Origin of the sequence: Streptococcus pseudopneumoniae (assembly GCF_001072315.1) — a bacterium.
GTDB lineage: Bacteria > Bacillota > Bacilli > Lactobacillales > Streptococcaceae > Streptococcus > Streptococcus pseudopneumoniae_R.
This window is the reverse complement of the sequence record NZ_JVLI01000154.1, coordinates 50,791-69,089: the sequence shown is the minus strand read 5'-3', so window position 1 is coordinate 69,089 and position 18,299 is coordinate 50,791. Positions and strand designations below refer to the sequence as shown.

The 18,299-nt window shown below is 39.3% G+C and carries 15 protein-coding genes; 2 read left to right on the top strand and 13 right to left on the bottom strand.

Going from position 1 to position 18,299, the window contains the following annotated elements:
• Positions 1-410 precede the first annotated feature (410 nt).
• The 8 genes from ADH54_RS08395 to argR all read right to left on the bottom strand — a co-directional run bounded on the left by ADH54_RS08395 (position 411) and on the right by argR (position 11,446).
• Positions 411-845: a cytidine deaminase family protein gene (locus ADH54_RS08395; protein ID WP_049524751.1), complete on the bottom strand. Its 435-nt coding sequence runs from the start codon at positions 843-845 to the stop codon at positions 411-413.
• Between the two features lie 13 nt (positions 846-858).
• Entirely contained in the window at positions 859-2,319 is a 1,461-nt protein-coding gene (gene gltX / locus ADH54_RS08390; RefSeq protein WP_049524750.1) for a glutamate--tRNA ligase, read from the bottom strand.
• Between the two features lie 127 nt (positions 2,320-2,446).
• Complete coding sequence (locus ADH54_RS08385) at positions 2,447-3,796, bottom strand: glucose-6-phosphate isomerase (RefSeq protein WP_000018268.1); 1,350 nt, start codon at positions 3,794-3,796, stop codon at positions 2,447-2,449.
• Positions 3,797-3,966: 170 nt separating this feature from the next.
• Positions 3,967-4,656 (bottom strand): gamma-glutamyl-gamma-aminobutyrate hydrolase family protein, encoded by a 690-nt coding sequence (locus ADH54_RS08375; RefSeq protein WP_049524749.1) that lies wholly within the window; start codon positions 4,654-4,656, stop codon positions 3,967-3,969.
• A 138-nt stretch (positions 4,657-4,794) separates the two neighbouring features.
• Positions 4,795-6,561 (bottom strand): multidrug efflux ABC transporter subunit PatB, encoded by a 1,767-nt coding sequence (patB, locus tag ADH54_RS08370; protein ID WP_049524748.1) that lies wholly within the window; start codon positions 6,559-6,561, stop codon positions 4,795-4,797.
• A gap of 1 nt (position 6,562) precedes the next feature.
• Positions 6,563-8,269, bottom strand: a complete 1,707-nt coding sequence (gene patA, locus ADH54_RS08365) for a multidrug efflux ABC transporter subunit PatA (protein WP_049524747.1) — start codon at positions 8,267-8,269, stop codon at positions 6,563-6,565.
• Between the two features lie 145 nt (positions 8,270-8,414).
• Positions 8,415-10,949: a DNA mismatch repair protein MutS gene (gene mutS / locus ADH54_RS08360; RefSeq protein ID WP_049524745.1), complete on the bottom strand. Its 2,535-nt coding sequence runs from the start codon at positions 10,947-10,949 to the stop codon at positions 8,415-8,417.
• 50 nt (positions 10,950-10,999) lie between these two features.
• Positions 11,000-11,446, bottom strand: coding sequence for an arginine repressor (gene argR, locus ADH54_RS08355; RefSeq protein ID WP_001231476.1), 447 nt, complete (start codon positions 11,444-11,446; stop codon positions 11,000-11,002).
• A 135-nt stretch (positions 11,447-11,581) separates the two neighbouring features.
• On the opposite strand from argR, the gene argS reads away from it, so the two are divergent.
• Entirely contained in the window at positions 11,582-13,273 is a 1,692-nt protein-coding gene (gene argS / locus ADH54_RS08350) for an arginine--tRNA ligase (RefSeq protein ID WP_049524744.1), read from the top strand.
• Positions 13,274-13,775: 502 nt separating this feature from the next.
• A complete protein-coding gene (locus ADH54_RS08345) occupies positions 13,776-14,021 on the top strand; it encodes a hypothetical protein (protein ID WP_023943963.1) in 246 nt (81 codons plus the stop codon).
• Positions 14,022-14,163: 142 nt separating this feature from the next.
• Here the strand turns inward: ADH54_RS08345 and ADH54_RS08340 are convergent, their stop codons facing one another.
• The 5 genes from ADH54_RS08340 to ADH54_RS08320 form a co-directional block, all read right to left on the bottom strand.
• The gene (locus tag ADH54_RS08340) at positions 14,164-14,472 is read right to left on the bottom strand and encodes a hypothetical protein (RefSeq protein ID WP_049524743.1); all 309 of its coding nucleotides are present in this window, start codon (positions 14,470-14,472) and stop codon (positions 14,164-14,166) included.
• A 75-nt stretch (positions 14,473-14,547) separates the two neighbouring features.
• Positions 14,548-14,964: a hypothetical protein gene (locus tag ADH54_RS12510; protein ID WP_065427378.1), complete on the bottom strand. Its 417-nt coding sequence runs from the start codon at positions 14,962-14,964 to the stop codon at positions 14,548-14,550.
• A gap of 28 nt (positions 14,965-14,992) precedes the next feature.
• A complete protein-coding gene (locus ADH54_RS08330; protein WP_049524742.1) occupies positions 14,993-16,147 on the bottom strand; it encodes an ABC transporter permease in 1,155 nt (384 codons plus the stop codon).
• Complete coding sequence (locus tag ADH54_RS08325; RefSeq protein WP_000891279.1) at positions 16,137-16,817, bottom strand: ABC transporter ATP-binding protein; 681 nt, start codon at positions 16,815-16,817, stop codon at positions 16,137-16,139. Before ADH54_RS08325 ends, ADH54_RS08330 begins: the two co-directional genes overlap by 11 nt.
• Positions 16,818-17,167: 350 nt before the next feature.
• A complete protein-coding gene (locus ADH54_RS08320; RefSeq protein ID WP_049524741.1) occupies positions 17,168-18,088 on the bottom strand; it encodes a helix-turn-helix domain-containing protein in 921 nt (306 codons plus the stop codon).
• Positions 18,089-18,299: the final 211 nt, after the last annotated feature.

The following is an 18,299-nucleotide window of genomic DNA, read 5'->3' as shown; positions in this document are numbered from 1 at the left end:
TAACCCCTTGACCAACGGACCAGAGTTGTTATTTTCAACTCTTACTATTATACCGACTTTTTAAACTTTGTCAACTACTTTTTTCTATTTTTTTCATTTTTTCAAATCTCTAACTTCTCAAAGTAACTTCCACCATAGCGGAACTTAATCTGAAACGCTTTCAGATGAGGAGATTTTGTGCGCTCTTTTTTTCGATTCATTTTGCCTATAAAAGCTATGAAATCAAGCATGATTAAAACCAGTTGAACTTACCCTGACACGGATGTCCACTGGTTTTTAGGATTTTTATCAGATTAACTTCCACTTGGATTAGCGGTGGAACTTAGTTTGGGAATTTACCAATTTTTCAATTCTTTTCAAGTACAGTTTTTCAAATTATAGTAAAAAGAGCCAGAATTATACTGACTCTTCTATTGATTATTAAACTTAGAAGCACGTTCTTCTCCCCACCAATAGGGGATTAGTTCTGCAACTTTAACAGTCTTTCTTCTATTGTAGTCCATCATGAATTCTGCATCTTTATTTTCAGCGTTCAACTCTAAGAGGAACTCTCTGCATGCGCCACAGGGCATTCCTGAACTTCCACCATAAGGTGGTTTGTCTCGAAAGGCTAATACTTTTTTAACCTTAGTTTGTCCTGAAAATTGGTACATATTGAAGAGAGCTGCCCGCTCTGCGCAGAGATGGAAAACACCACAGGTTCCCTCCATACAGAATCCTGTAAATATTTGTCCATCTTCTGCTTCTACTGCGGCTACAACATGGTTAGCGTAAACAAAATCAGATACTTCATGTGGATCGTATAGCTTCTGTGCTTCTTCGTACATCTTTTCCCAGATGTCCATTATTATACCCTTCTTACTTAGAGATTTCCTTTAACATATTTTCGATATGCTGGATTGATTTTTCACGACCTAACAAGAAGATAGTATCTGGCAATTCTGGTCCATGCATTTCACCTGAAACTGCGATACGAATAGGCATGAAAAGATTTTTCCCTTTAATACCTGTTTCTTTTTGGACTGCTTTGATTTGTGGGAAGATATTTTCTGTTACAAATTCATCATCTGTCATCGCTTCAAGTTTTGCTTTGAAGGCTTTAAGAACTGTTGGAACTGTTTCGCCCGCCATGACTTCGCGCTCTGCTTCTGTCAATTCTGGGAAATCTGAGAAGAAAAGATCTGTCAATGGAATAATTTCATCTACTGATTTCATTTGTGGTTTATAGAGCTCAACTAGTTTTTCAGCCTTGTCAGTCAATCGGCCTGCTTCCTCTAAGAATGGTTTTGCCATTTCAAAGATAGTTTCTAGGTCTGCATTCTTGATATAATCATTGCTCATCCAATCGAGTTTCTTCTGATCAAAGGCTGCTGGTGACTTGCTGAGTCGGTTTTCATCGAAAAGTTTAATGAGTTCTTCACGAGAGAAGATTTCATCTTCGCCACCTGGGTTCCAACCAAGAAGAGCAATAAAGTTAAAGACTGCTTCTGGAAGGTAACCTTTCTTTCGGTAATCTTCGATAAACTGAAGGGTGTTGGTATCGCGTTTAGACAATTTTTTCCCAGTCTCAGAGTTGATAATCAAGGTCATGTGACCGAACTCTGGAGCTTCCCAACCAAGTGCTTCATAAACCATGAGCTGTTTTGGTGTATTAGCAATGTGGTCGTCTCCACGGATTACGTGAGAAATTTGCATATCATGGTCATCAATGACAACGGCAAAGTTGTATGTTGGGTAACCGTCTTTCTTTTGGATAACCCAGTCACCACCGATATTGCCACCTTCAAATTCGATATCACCTTTGACCATATCATGCCACTTGTAGACACCTGACTCATTGACAGTCAAACGAACTGTTGGAATGATACCAGCTGCTTCACGTTCTGCGATGTAAGCTGCTTTCTCCTCTTCACTCATACCAAGGTATTCATTGATGTAGCGTGGTGTTTCGCCAGCTGCTTCTTGGCGTTCGCGTTCAGCTGCCAACTCTTCTTCTGTAACATAAGATTTGTAGGCTTTTCCTTCAGCTAGCAATTGGTCGATGTATTTTTGATACAAGTCCAAACGTTCAGACTGGCGGTAATTTTCATGTGTTTCTGGGCTTTCATCCCAATCCATGCCTAACCAGCGAAGGTTTTCAAGCTGTGAACGTTCACCATCTTCGACATGTCGTTTACGGTCAGTATCTTCGATACGAATGATAAAAGTTCCACCATGATGACGTGCATATAAGTAGTTGAACAATGCTGTACGGGCATTTCCGATGTGTAGTAGTCCTGTTGGACTTGGTGCGTAACGTACGCGGATATCTTTTGACATAGTTTCTCCTATAAAGTCTCTAGGCGTCTGCCTTTTTGCTCTCTATATTATATCACAAGTCTTGGCTGAGTCCAATTTCTATGGATAAAGAGAGTAAAAAGAGTGGACAAACCACTCTTTTCTTCTATTATAGACGTGCGTTAAGTTCTTTGCTCAATTCTTCAAATCCTGGTTTTCCAAGAAGGGCAAACATGTTACGTTTGTAAGCTTCAACACCTGGTTGGTCAAATGGGTTGATAGCATTCAAGTAACCTGAAAGAGCGATAGCCAATTCAAAGAAGTAGATAGTGTAACCAAGAGTGAAGGCATCTTGCTCTGGAAGGGTCACGTACATGTTTGGTACATCACCATCTGTGTGGGCAAGAAGAACACCGTCAGTCGCTTTTTTGTTTACAAAGTCAACGTCTTTTCCTTGAAGGTAACCAAGTCCGTCAAGGTCTTCTTCCAAGCTAGGGATAATCACGTTCTTACGAGGTTTGTCAACACGGACAACTGTTTCAAACATGATACGAGTTCCTTCTTGGATAAATTGACCAAGTGAGTGCAAGTCAGTTGAGAAGTTGGCTGAAGTTGGGTAGATACCTTTTTGGTCTTTTCCTTCTGATTCACCAGCCAATTGTTTCCACCATTCTGAGAAGTATTGAAGTGATGGCTCATAGTTTACCAAGATTTCAGTTGCATAGCCTTTACGGTAAAGGATGTTACGAACAGCTGCGTATTGGTAAGCTTCGTTTTCAGAGATTTTATCTGAAGTGTAGTCTTTGCGAGCTGCATTCGCACCTTCCATAAGGGCTTTGATGTCAGCTCCTGATGCTGCGATTGGAAGCAAACCAACGGCTGTCAATACTGAGAAGCGTCCACCGATGTCATCTGGAACAACAAATGTTTCCCAACCGTTAGCATCTGCTTCAACCTTAACCGCACCTTTTTGGCGGTCAGTTGTTGCATAGATACGTTTGTTAGCTTCTTCTTGTCCGTATTTCTTAACCAAGAGTTCTTTGAAGACACGGAAAGCAATCGCTGGTTCAGTTGTTGTACCTGATTTAGAAATCACGTTTACTGAGAAGTCTTTGTCTGCAACATACTCTACCAAGTCAGCAAGGTAAGTAGATGAGATTGAGTTTCCAGCGTAAAGGATTTGTGGAGCTTTACGTTCTTCTTTTGTTTGCAAGTTTGCAAAGTGGTGGTTCAAGAAGTCGATTGCTGCTTTGGCACCAAGGTAAGATCCACCGATACCGATTACAACCAAGACATCGCTGTCTGATTTAATTTGCTCAGCAGCTTTCAAGATGCGGTCAAATTCTTCGCGGTCGTAGTTTTCAGGAAGGTCCAACCATCCTAGGAAGTCGCTACCAGCACCAGTTCCTTTACGGATCAATTCATCTGCTGCTGTTACTTGTGATTGCATGTATTCCACTTCATGTGGTGCAACAAATTTGTCTAAAACTTTTGAATAATCAAATTTAATATGTGACATGTTATTCCTCCAATATTTCTTCTTTTCTATCATAACGCTTACCTTCGTTTTTTTCAAGTTTTTTTGTCGAATTTCTCCAATTTTTATCAGAATTCAAACGTTTGCGTAAAAATCCCACATTCCAAAAATTTTGAAAAAATAAAAGAAAGAACGACTAGATGTTCCAGTCGTTACAGTTCATTCAATAAATACTCAAATAATTCTAAATTACCATTCTCTTCATTAACCAGAAACTCTGGATGCCACTGCAAACCGATAATGCGGTGCTCGTCGATAGACTCAATCGCTTCGATGGTTTGGTCTCTTGGATCAATAGCAGTTACACGGAAATTAGGTGCCAAATCTTTAATGCTTTGACGATGGACGGAGTTGACTTGACTTTCTTTTCCAAATAGCTTAGCCACCACGCTTCCTTCTACTGTCTCAATAGAATGAGATGTTCCGAAAGGCAGACCTTGCCAGTGACCTTCGATTTCTTGATTGAGGGTCCCACCAAAAGCAACATTGACAAGTTGAACACCACGACAGATTGCCATAATTGGTTTATTCTGACGAAGTGCTTCTTTCAAGAGTGCCAATTCAAATTCGTCACGGACCAGATTGTAATCATCACTCTCGATGGTCTTTTTCTCTCCATAAAACTGAGGGTGGACATTTTGGCCTCCTGTCAAAATGAGTTTGTCAATCATTTCCACATAATCGCGTACCACTGACTCATCACCAACAGGAATGACTAAAGGGAGACCGCCGACTTGACGAATGCTCTCTGCGAATCTACAAGATACAGATGAATGAATGTTTTTACCTTCTGCGTCTACGGGACATAGATTTGCAGCAACTCCTACAACCGTTCTAGCCATGATGTCTCTCCTTTCGAATGTTAACGATAGTCCTATCATATCACTCAAAATGCCTTTCGTCTAATATGTTTTTTTTAAGGCTGTGATAAATATTTTTTATGGACAAGAAAAAGCTGCCCGCATAGGACAACTTTTTTCTTATTCAAAGACAAATTGATTGTGATAGAGTTCTGAATAGAATCCACCTAGCTTCAAGAGTTCATGGTGGTTACCACGTTCAATGACTTCTCCATCTTTAAGGACAATAATCTGATCAGCATTGAGGATGGTTTTCAAGCGGTGGGCAATGACAAAACTGGTTCTACCTGCTACAACCGCCTCCATGGCATGCTGAATCTTGCTTTCTGTCACCGTATCTACGTTTGAAGTGGCTTCATCGAGAATGAGAACTTCTGGATCTGTCATCAGGGTTCGAGCGATAGAAATCAATTGTTTCTGTCCTGTTGAGAAGATGCTCTGGTCATCATCTATAAGAGTATCGTATTTATCAGGTAAGCTTTCGATATAGTCATGAATATGGGTTGCTTTGGCTGCTGCCTCAACCATTTCTTGACTAGCATCTGGCACACCGAAACGGATATTGTCTCGAATGGTTCCGCTAAAAAGAACGGAATCTTGCAAGACAATCCCCACCTTGCTTCTGAGGCTATCCAAGTCATAGTCTCGGATGTCTTTGCCATCAAAGTAAATACCGCCAGCATCAACATCATAAAAGCGATTGATGAGGTTCATAATAGTCGTTTTCCCTGAACCTGTCGGACCAACAACCGCGGTCATCTGTCCTTTCGGAGCGGAAATGCTGACATCTTTCAAAATAGGTTTATCAGGCAAATATGAAAAATCAATGTGACTGATTTCAACACCTTCTTGCAACTTAGTGAAGATTGGAGCCTTTTCAGGTCGGATTTCTTCCTCTGCATCAAACATTTCCTGAATCCGTTCAGCCCCCGTAAAGGCTAATTGAAGGCTTCCCCAACTAGCTGCAACTTGAATAATAGGCTGGTAGTACTGCTGTGAAAATTGGGCAAACATAACAATCAAACCTAGGGCTGTACTAGTTTCAATAGTCTTATCATTTAATAAAACAGCTGAACCTGCAAAGATGACGATGGATGTGTTAACCAAACTCATCCCATTCATGACAGGGAAAAGAATTCCTGAGAACATTCTTCCTTTGAAGGTTGCCTTGCGCACGCGTTCATTTTGTTCAAGAAATCCTGCCATCATATCCTCTTGAATTCCTTGCACAATCACGGCTTTTTGGCCTGAGATACTCTCATCCATATAGGCATTGAGTTTCCCTACCTCTTTTTGCTGGAGGTTGGTGTATTTGCGTGCCATTTTCACGATGAAAATCAGCATGAGGAAGGCTACTGGTGTGCTGGCAATGGTGATGAGTGCCAGAGTTACATTTCTCGAAAACATGACAAGAATCAAACCAATGTATAAAGCAATATTGCTCATGACCTGAATCAAGCTCTCGTTAAAGGCTTGGAGGATATTATCCAAATCACTGGTAAAACGAGACAGGATATCGCCATCTTGTCGGCAGTCAAAGAAAGAAACCGTCAAGCGGGCAAGCTTGCCAAAGAGGCCTTTACGCATCTCGTTGGTCGATTCTGCAATCACGCGCGTCATGAGACACATGTATATGACACTGGAGATAAATAGAACCAAAACTAGCAGGCCAAGATTGACCATGATTCCTGATAGGCTTTTCCAAACAAGTTCTGAATTGCCATCTTGATAAGCTTGAACTAAATTGGCTAGTTCTGTTACCGCTTGTCCAGAAAAGACCGGAAAGAGGGCTTGGGCAAGAGTCGCCAGAACAATCATCAGTATGACAACTACAAATGATAGCTTATAGACTTTAAAATAATTCCAAAAAAATTGAACTGTCTTCATTTTACTCCTCCTTTCCTTTCTGCGTTTCATAGATTTCACGGTAAACGGCATTGTTGGCAACCAAGTCTGCATGCGTGCCTTGACCAATCAATCGCCCTTGATCTAGAACCAAGATCTTGTCTGCATGGACAACCGAGCTAATCTTTTGCGCGATGATAATGGTTGTCGTCCCCTTCAAGTCCTTATTCAAGGCTTCTTGCACTAGACGCTCTGACTTGGCATCCAAGGCCGAGGTCGAATCGTCAAAAATCAGAATACGCGGATTGCTGACAATCCCACGCGCAATCGACATCCTTTGTTTTTGCCCACCAGAGAAATTGGTTCCCCGTTCCTCAACTGGACTCTCAAAGGTTTTCTCCATACGATGAATGAATTCGCTGGCTTGGGCAATATTGGCTGCACGCTCCATTTCAAATAGAGTGGCATCTCCCTTACCCTGTCTCAAGTTGTCTGCAATCGTTCCACTAAAGAGAATGGCACGCTGAAGAACGATAGAAACTGTTTTACGCAGGGTTCCTTCACTCACTTCTCGAATATCCTTACCTCCGATTTTGATAGCCCCTTCCTGTGGGTCAAAGAGACGTGGAATCAATTGAGCCAAGGTTGATTTTCCTGCACCAGTCGCTCCAACGACACCAACCATTTGACCAGGTCCAATAGTAAAGCTCACATCTTTCAGCATCGGTTCCTTATCCATTGGATAGGTAAAGGTCACATTTTCAAAGCTAAGACTTCCGACCAACTCTTCATCTGGGACATCCTTGAAGGTCATAGCTGGCTCTGCGTCAAGAATTTCTCGAATACGACGCATCGAAATCATAGCACGACTGACAGAATTTCCCAAAAATCCAACCATAACAATGGTAAAGATAATCTGGCTTAGGTAATTGACAAAGGAAGCAATGGAGCCAACAACTGACGGATCCGACTGAACCATCCCTGCAACTAGCCAAATAGAAAGGAAGACCGCCCCGTAACCAACCAACATCATAAAGGGTTCCACTACTGAAAAGGCATAACCGATGTAAAGGTTTTGACCAAGAAGCTCGTCTGAAACCTCCGTAAAATTAGCAAATTGCTCTTTTTCTTGGACAAAGGACTTGACCACACGAACACCGCGTAGATTTTCCTTGGCAATGGCATTGATGCGCTCAAGAAGAGTTTGAAACTTGGCAAAACGAGGTCCCATCATTCCCATCATGACAGCAGTCAAGCCAAAAATCAAGACTACCATGAGAACAATCACCCACCACAGCGAAGGAAGAGTTTGAACCGCAAGGATAAACGAACCGATGAACAAGAGGGGAAGTCTGAAAAGAATTTGGAAGGTCATCATGACGACGTTCTGAATCTGGTTGATATCATTTGTCATGCGAACGACTAGATTTCCCGCATTAAATTGTTCAATATTGGCATAAGAAAAGGTTTGGATTTTACGGAAGGCGTCCTCCCGAAGGTCAGATGAAACTCCTTGGGCAATATAGGCTGCGAGGACAACATTGAGCCCACCAGCAACCAGACCGACCAGGGCCACACCAATCAACCAAGCCCCGATACTATAAATAGCTTCATATTTTCCAGCAAGGAGGGCGTCTAACACTTCCTGCAGGTAACGCGGTTGCAAAAGTGAACTAGCAACCATCAAGCCTGTCATCAGGAGCGAAGCTAAGGCCTGCCACTTGTAGGTTTTTATTTTCTGAATCAGCATACTTTCTCCTTAAAAAATAGACAAAAGGGAGCGACAATGCGTCAGCTCCTTTTCATTCTGTTTGTGTGATGTTATTCTAACAAAAAAGTGGGAACTTGTCAAAGAAGTCTCCTTGATACAGCTAGAATGACAAGTAATTCATTCTTTATAATTTCTGTTTTAACTCAACCAATACATTCATAGCCTGCATAGGTGTCATGTTGTAAACATCTAGTTTAGACAATTCTGCTAAGATAGGATGCTCTTCTGCCATATCAAAGAGTGAAATCTGTTCAGTGACGGCACTTGTTTGCCTCACGGGAGCAGGACTTTCTGTCTCTTGATTCTCTAACTGAGTCAAAATCTTATCCGCCCTTGCTAAAAGGTCTGCTGGCAAGCCAGCAATCTTGGCAACATGGATACCGTAGGATTTATCAGCTGGTCCTGGTTCGATCTTGTGAAGGAAGGTGACCTGCCCATCCTGCTCCAAGGTTGCCACGTGGACATTGACCAAATGTTGTAAACTAGACTCCAGACTAGTCAACTCATGGTAGTGGGTCGCAAAGAGGGTCTTGGCTCCGATGTGTTCATGGATGTATTCGATGATGGACTGAGCAAGAGCCATCCCATCATAAGTCGCAGTTCCCCGACCTAACTCATCAAAAAGAATCAAGGAATTTTTGGTCGCATGCGAAATAGCATTGTTGGCCTCCATCATCTCCACCATAAAGGTTGACTGGCCTGAAACCAAGTCATCGGCTGCTCCGATACGGGTAAAAATCGCATCAAAAATCGGTAAATGGGCACTTTCTGCTGGAACATAAGAACCCAACTGAGCCATAACCGCCGTCATGGCTAACTGACGCATGTAGGTTGACTTCCCGCTCATATTGGGCCCTGTAATCAGTTGGATACTGGTATCTTCTGCCATCTGAATCGTATTGGGAATATAGGTCTGAGCCCCCATAACCTTTTCAACGACAGCATGGCGCCCTTTCTGGATATCAATTTGTGAATCGTCTCCGAACTCTGGTCGAATCAAATGCTGGGTTTCAGCCACAACCGCCAGACTCTGTAAGACATCAACTGTCGCAATTCCTTGGGCTAGAGCCTGCAAACGCTGGATGTACTTGCTGACCTCTTCACGAATGCGCATAAAAATTTCGTACTCTAGATTAGCTGACTTCTCACGCGCCTCCAGCATATCTCCCTCAATACGGGCTAATTCTTCGGTTCCAAAACGTTCTGAGTTTTTCAGCGTTGCCTTGCGGAAAAAGTGAGCAGGAACATTTCCCAGTTGCGAATTGGTCACATGGAAATAGTAGCCATCCTTTTTATTGTAGTCAATCTTAAGCGTGCTGATACCAGAGTTTTCTCGCTCCTTAGCCTCAATTTCCGCAATCCAGCTAGTCCCTTCTCTGAGAACGCGACGGTACTTGTCTAAGGTCTCATCAAATCCAGTTCGGATAATTCCCCCATCTGTAATCACATGAGGAGCTTCAGGAGCAATCGCTGCGTTAATCAAACTCTCCAACTCAGGGATTCCATCCAGTTGTTCGATGAGATAAGCTAGAGCAGGCTGCTCCATCCCTTCTAAAATCGCACGAATCCGTGGCACACTAGACAAGGTGATTGCCAACTGCAAGAGGTCCTTGGGATTGGTTTTGCCAAAAGAAACCCTACTAGCCAAGCGTTCAATGTCATAAACACCCTTGAGGCTATCTGTCAAATCACTGCGTTCAAAGAAATGGTCGAGAAAGACCTGCACCACTTCTTGACGTTGGATGATTCGCTCCTTGTCAATCAATGGACGATGGATCCAAGAACGCAAGAGTCGCATCCCCATAGCCGTCTTGGTTTCATCTAAAAGCCAGAAAAGACTGCCTTGCTTCTTGCCCGAACGAGCATTCTCAACCAAATCCAGACTAGCCTTGGTCGCATAATCCATCTGCAAGAAATCCTTGATTTCATAGCGGATAACAGGTTTGAGGTGGTTCAATTCCCTCATCTGCGTCCGATGAACATATTGGAGCAATTTACTAGATGCCGATTGCTCCACAGTTGCCAATCGTGAATCTAGTAAATGAAGGTCCTCAAAGCCTTCTTTTTCATAGGAAAGCACCAGGTTCATCTGACGGCTGAGGATTTGTTCCTCTTCCTCAGACAAGTCGTATCCCAGCACCACTTCTCGCGCCTTGAGATTACGGATTTCCCCACAAACCAGCGTGAAATCCAAAAGACCTGTCACATAAAAATCACCCGTCACCAAGTCCATATAAGCTAAGCCAAATTGATTGCCATCACGGTCTATGGCAACCAAAAAATTATTCTGACTGTCTGGCTTACTGCTATCGACCACTGTCCCTGGCGTAATGACCTGAACAACCTCTCGTTTAACAACCCCAACTGCTTGTTTAGGATCTTCCATCTGCTCAGCAATGGCTACCTTATAGCCCTGCTCAATCAAGACATCGATGTACTGTTGGGCAGAATGATAGGGAACACCCGCCATAGGAATCGGATTGTCCGCATTCTTGTTGCGACTCGTTAAGGAAATTTCCAGAATCTGCGCAGCATTGACCGCATCCTCATAAAATAATTCATAAAAATCACCCATACGAAAGAGCAAAAAAGCATCTGGATATTGCTTTTTAATATCCACATACTGTTGCATGCCGGGTGATAGCTTTTCTGTCGCCATTGTCCGTCTCTCCTTGTCAAAAATAAGTCTTGAGAGCAACTCCCAAGACCTTACTTATCTTTCATCAAATCTAGCAAACGATCTTCCATGAGTTTGGCAACGTGCTGGTCTCGACAAATGACCAATAAGGTATTGGCACCAGCAACTGTTCCTAAAATCCATTCATCCTTGTTTGCATCTACAATATTTGCCAAAACAGAAGCTTCTCCCAGTTTGGTATGAAGCACCAAGGTAAACTCTGCTCTTGCAACGCCTTCTAAATGATGAGACAAAAATTCCACCAAATCAATCTTTTCTGTCTCATTTGCTAGTACATAATACACCATATCATTTTTCTTGACCTTGGTCAAGCCGATTTCGCGCAAATCACGAGACAGGGTTGTCTGCGTCACAAAAACATTGTGCGCCTCCAACCGATCTTGAATTTCTTTTTGTGTACTTAATTTCTCCTCAGTAATCATTTTTTTTATTAACTGATGACGATCTCTTTTTCTCATAAAATCCTCTTATGTGAATATTTATAACTATTTTTATAACTATATTATACCAAAAAAATAGGAGATTTCAAAAATTTTTTCTTCTTTCTTTAAAATTGTGATAAAATAGTAGAAAAGTCCAAAAAGGAGCTCTTAATGAATACAAAAGAATTGATTGCTAGCGAGTTGGCTAGCGTCATTGATAGCCTGGACCAAGAGGCTATTTTAAATTTACTGGAAACCCCTAAAAACTCAGAAATGGGAGACATCGCTTTCCCTGCTTTTTCTCTTGCAAAAGTCGAACGTAAAGCACCTCAAATGATTGCGACTGAACTGGCTGAAAAAATTAACAGCCAAGCCTTTGAAAAGGTTGTCGCAACAGGACCTTACGTCAACTTTTTCCTTGATAAATCTGCCATTTCTGCTCAAGTGTTGCAAGCGGTTATCACTGAAAAAGAACACTATGCTGATCAAACTATTGGCAAACAAGAAAATGTTGTTATCGACATGTCTAGTCCCAATATCGCTAAGCCATTCTCTATTGGCCACCTGCGCTCAACTGTCATCGGAGATAGCTTATCACATATTTTCAAAAAAATCGGTTATCAAACAGTCAAGGTCAACCACTTGGGAGACTGGGGTAAACAGTTTGGGATGTTGATTGTTGCCTACAAAAAATGGGGCGACGAAGAAGCTGTAAAAGCTCATCCAATTGATGAACTTCTTAAACTCTACGTCCGCATCAATGCTGAGGCTGAAAATGACCCAAGTTTGGATGAAGAAGCACGCGAATGGTTCCGTAAACTTGAAAATGGCGACGAGGAAGCTCTCGCTCTTTGGCAATGGTTCCGTGATGAAAGTTTGGTGGAATTTAACCGCCTTTACAGTGAATTGCAAGTCGAATTTGACAGCTATAACGGAGAAGCCTTCTACAACGATAAGATGGATGCAGTTGTAGACATTCTTTCTGAAAAAGGACTACTTGTTGAATCAGAAGGTGCCCAAGTTGTGAATCTTGAGAAATATGGAATTGAACATCCAGCTCTTATCAAGAAATCTGATGGTGCAACTCTCTACATCACACGTGACTTGGCTGCAGCTCTCTACCGTAAAAACGAATACCAATTTGCTAAATCTATCTACGTCGTTGGTCAAGAACAATCCGCCCACTTTAAACAGCTCAAAGCTGTCTTGCAAGAGATGGGCTACGACTGGAGTGACGACATTACCCACGTTCCTTTTGGTTTGGTTACAAAAGAAGGGAAAAAACTCTCTACGCGTAAAGGGAATGTCATCTTACTAGAACCTACAGTTGCAGAGGCAGTTAGCCGTGCCAAGGCCCAAATCGAAGCTAAAAATCCTGAACTGGAAAATAAAGACCAGGTAGCACATGCTGTTGGGGTTGGAGCCATTAAATTCTATGACCTTAAAACCGACCGTACAAATGGATACGACTTCGACCTAGAAGCTATGGTATCCTTCGAGGGTGAAACTGGACCTTACGTTCAATACGCCTACGCTCGTATTCAATCTATCTTACGCAAAGCGGATTTCAAACCAGAAACAACTGGCAACTATAGCTTGAATGATGCTGAAAGTTGGGAAATCATCAAACTCATCCAAGACTTCCCACGTATTATCAACCGTGCGGCGGATAACTTTGAACCTTCTATCATTGCTAAATTTGCAATTAGCCTGGCTCAAGCCTTTAACAAATACTATGCACACACGCGTATCTTGGATGAAAGCCCAGAACGCGACAGCCGTCTAGCCCTTAGCTACGCAACCGCAGTCGTTCTCAAAGAGGCCCTTCGCTTGCTTGGAGTAGAAGCGCCAGAGAAGATGTGATTCAGTACTAACAATTGGAACTAAAGTTCCTAATTGTTAGACGCTAGCCGCTTATATGCGGACTAGCTAACTGCTTCACTAGTCATGGTCTCTAAATATAATCGATTTAGAGACCATGACGTCGTAATCTTCAAGTTACTTGATTGTAAAGCAGTCTAAGTAACTAAGACCAAATCTTATCAGGTATTTGGCTAGGCGCTTCACTAGTTCTGTGACATAAATATGATCGATTTATGTCCTACAACGTCGTAACCAAAGATACTTGTCTAAACGCTTTACTAATTCATCTAACCCAATAATATCGATTTGGTTTGGTTCATGTCGTAATCTTTTAATTACTTGATTGTAAAGCAATTTAAGTAACTTACACTAAAGCCTATACGGACTTTGGCTTAGAGGCCTATCAAAAATCTTATCAAGTTTTGCTGACTTGTTCTGCTATTTTGAATTGACTAATTCAATTTACTCACTACTACTTCTTTATCATACAGGGAGATTTCCTATGAGCCAATATGCTTATGTCCTCGTTGTGATTAGCTTGGTGTTCCTTTTTCTGCTCAATAAGTACGAGAAGGAGAGACTTCAAAGGCTCTACCAAGAACAACTTTTAAAGGATGAAACATTTAGGGCTGACATCAAAGAGAAAATTCACACAACTGAAAATATCAATGATGTCATTGCTTACATCAATAAAACTTATCATCTAGGAATGTTGCTATCAAAAGACATTACAGATCAATTGAAATAAAACGAACTATTCTTTAAGAAATATCAAAACCGAGACTAAGAGTTTATCCCTTCATCTCGGTTTTTAGTATGTTCAATTGAAACAAGTGTTGAAAACTTGTTGTAGCAATTCTAATATAAGGATGGATAGACTTTCAAAAATATCATTTACAAATATTTTTAAAGAAATCAAACTTCCTATACTTACTATTCTTATAGACTGTTAAATCAACATCCTCTACAACTTCTTTCACATCTATATTGACATCATAGGGCAAAGAAAGAAAATCTAAATTATAAAATTCTGTACTCATCTCTTTTAAAATAAGAAGGTCTAACAAGTATCCCTCCACTCTGATTTCAACTTGAATTGTCTTAGACATGAAATTTTTTAGAATCATAAAGTCCTTTACTTGCTTTCTCTTAGGACCGACATACTCAAATCTTTTTCGTTCAAAAATAATTTTCTCCAAATATTACACCATTTCAATAATATCATTTTCTAAAAATAACTGCAGAAACAATTCTTCTTTTTAATGTAGGCTTCATTAAAATTTCCCTTGTTTAATTCTCCCAAAACATTTTGAAATAGTGCAAATAAAAGCTCCTAGTAAAAATTCCTGTAGGAAAAATCCAAAATAAGTTCCTAACTGTAAATTTCTATTGAATGTAAATACGGAAGTTTCAGATTGAATCGTATTTTGTTCTATAAGCGTCATAGGAGTAACCCTGAAAATTCCAAACATCATTAAGGCATAGATCATTCCAAACATAATTAATAGCACCCAGCTATGCTTACTCCTAGAAGAAATACTTCCTGATAACAAAGCTAATAATATAGACGGTATAATTTGTACGAATAACATAAATTGAAAAAGATTAAAATTATCTAGTGTAAAAAAACATATTGTAAATTCCACAATTAGCAATAGAGAAAATACTCTATCTATTTTTGTAAATTTCATTCTACCTCCTTTAAATTCACATCCATCATTACCTTAGACCTTCAATAACATTTTTATTTGCTGCAACCATTGCAGGCATAATACTAAATACAATTCCAAATACACCCGTTGTGAATAGAGTAATCAAAATATGATCCAGAGTTAATGACGTAACAAAACCACTCATGTTCATTAAAACAACAAATAATGTCGCTACTCCAATACCAGTTATAGCTCCCAGAAGCGATAAAAGAATCCCCTCCATCATATATGATTGATAAATATCAGATTTTTTGGCCCCCAAAGCTCGACGAATGGCTATCTCCTTACTACGTTCGCTAACAGAAGACAACATAGCATTCATAACCCCAAAACCAGCTACAAAAATTGAAATACTAGATAAAAGTGCAATGAAATTTAATATTGTAGTAGCTTGGGCCTTTGTTTCCTCATATACCCTTCTATTATCTATATATCCATAAGTTCCTTCCTTGCGGAATATTCCATAAGTATCTAAAGCAGATAAAGCCTTATTAATATTCTCCAACTGATTAGTTTCTACTACTAATTCATCAAAATATTCCCTTCCTCCTAAAAGTAACTCTTTGATTTCATTGGTAACCAATAAAGAAGGTAATCTTTCATTAACAGCTGATCCATAATATATTGCCTGAATTGGATATTCTTTTCCAGATATATTGATAGTCTCTCCTAAAAAAGGTTCAATATTTTCCTTTCGAGTCAATGACATGAGAGCCTTATCGCTAATAGCAACACCTCCATCTAGTTCCTCTAATGCTCTCCCTTTTAATAAAGCAGGCACAACTAAACCATTCTTATTCAAATCGCCTAATGTTCGAAAACTAAGATTCTGCTTAGAATCATTAAAATACGTTTCAGCATACAAGGCATAAGAGCTGGCAGAAAGTCTTGCAGGTTTTCCAATAGTTTGCTCAACCAATTGTTTATCTTCCTGTGTAAACCCTCTAATATCCAACATATTTTGAGGAGTATAAGTCATTGTTGCTGTGTCTTCTTCTATATTTAAATCATTACCTAATGTAGAAGTTGTATAGGAAGAACTTGATAGTATTACTAATAAAACAAATGTTGCCACTGTGATGGCTAAGGATGTCAGAATACTTTGTCTTTTATTCCTCTTTAACAGCTTTAGAGTATCTACTAACAGCTTTTTAAACTTCATGTAATCCTTCTCCTTCAGATGTTAGATACCCATTTTTCATTCGATACCTTGTTCTACAATGACTGGCAACAAACTCATCGTGAGTTACTACAATAATTGTCGTTCCAGAATGATTCAAATTTTGTAGAATTTGCAATATCTCATTCCTATTTTTCTCATCTAATGCACCTGTAGGTTCATCCGCTATAAGAAATCTAGGTTTATGAGCAAGAGCTCTAATTAAAGCAACTCGTTGCTTCTGTCCGCCTGATAAATGACTTGGGTACTCATTCATCTTATCTATAAGTCCTAAGTCTTGTAATAAACTATCAATGTATTCTATATCTGGCTGTTGGTCAGAATATAGGAATGATAATAAAATATTTTCTTTAACAGTATATTCATCAATAAGATGAAATTGTTGAAAAACAAATCCAATATCACGATTACGGTAACTTGCTTGTTGATTTTCATTTAACTTCTCAATACTTTTTCCGTCTAATATATATTCTCCTTCAAATTCAGAATCAATCAGTCCCAAAATATTGATAAATGTCGATTTGCCCGAACCTGATGGTCCCATTATCGATACAAATTCTCCTTCAACTACCTTAAAATTTATTTCTCTTAAGACATTATTTTTTAGCGTCCCTTGTCCGTAACTTTTACTAATATTTTTTAGTTCTAACATAGACCTTCCTATTCTATCTTTATTATTTATAAATCCAAAAAATGGCAACAACTAGCACTAACATATTTTCTCTCCTTATTTTTTCTACAGGATTATTATACTTCTATGTTACACATTCGCCAAGGTCATAAATGTCACTAATTTTAACAACTTATCTACTAATGAGTACTCAATTAGTATAAAAAGAAACTAGATACGAACTCAATCTAAGGGAAAAACATAATAACTCTTTAAACGATAAAACGCATAATATCAAGTTTTTAAACACCTGATATCATGCGTTTTTATGATTTCGAAAACTTTCTCTCGGTCTTTTTAACTAATGACATTTTTGTCACTTTTTTTATTTTCTAATGTTTATTTTTAAAAAAATCTTGGAGGTCATGTTGCCATTGTTTTTCTAGCTGTTCTATCAAATGACTATTATCAATCATTCTAGCAAATACTTTTGCTTCTTGAAAATAATTTTCAGCTACTGGATAATCTTTTTTTACAAATAATGCATAGCGCCACTCCCATAGTCGAATAATTGGTTTTTTCTGATAGTCGTATGACTTTGAGGTAATTTCATTTAATTTATAGAGAATATCTTCAAATTGACTGTAATTAGCAATTTTTTCAAATATTCCTAACAACAAAAGTAATGAATCTCTGATTAGAAATGAATATTCAATATCAAACATCTCAACTTGTTGTAAAATTTTATCAGCTATTACTAAGAAGGTATTCACTTCAATCTCATCTATTATCGTATCTTGGTGTACTAATCTTACCAAAAATAGCTTTATGATTAAAATATCGTTAACTTCATATTTTGATTTCAACAAAATGTGATCGAAATACTCTTGTAAAATCATTCCTAAATTGCTATCATCATTCCACCAACCAAAGTCATCATATGCTTGTAAAACATCTATGATAAATCTTTCTTCCTCAGGTAGCCTATCATAATACTCTTCAAAAATCTTATCAAAAACACTCTCTTTCTTTTGGGCGATAGTTTCATCTTCGTATGTAGGAGTCCTCATCAAGAAATACTTCAATTCTAGGTATTCCTTATCCAACTCTATATAACTTGGCATCAACTTGTAATCTTCAACCCCCAAACGCTCAGCGATATATTTTAACTTTGTTAGTGTTGGTCTGGATTCTCCATTTTCAATTCTAATTAATTGACGGATACTTAATTCAGACTCATCACCACAAAATTCTGAACGACTGATTTTTTTAGCCAAACGTAATCTTTTAATTTTTTCGCCAAACTCTCGCAACCTACAAGAACCTCCTGAGTTGTTTACCTCTATTATAGCATATACTGAATCAAACTATCTATCAGATTTCTTCTCACTTTAACTAAAGACTAAGAGTTTATCACTTCGTCTCGGTTTTGATATATTTTTCAAGCAACAAAGCCACCACTATCCCAGTAATGCAAGTGCAAAATCCTCTAGAATATGATAGAATAAATAGAAAGGACTCTAT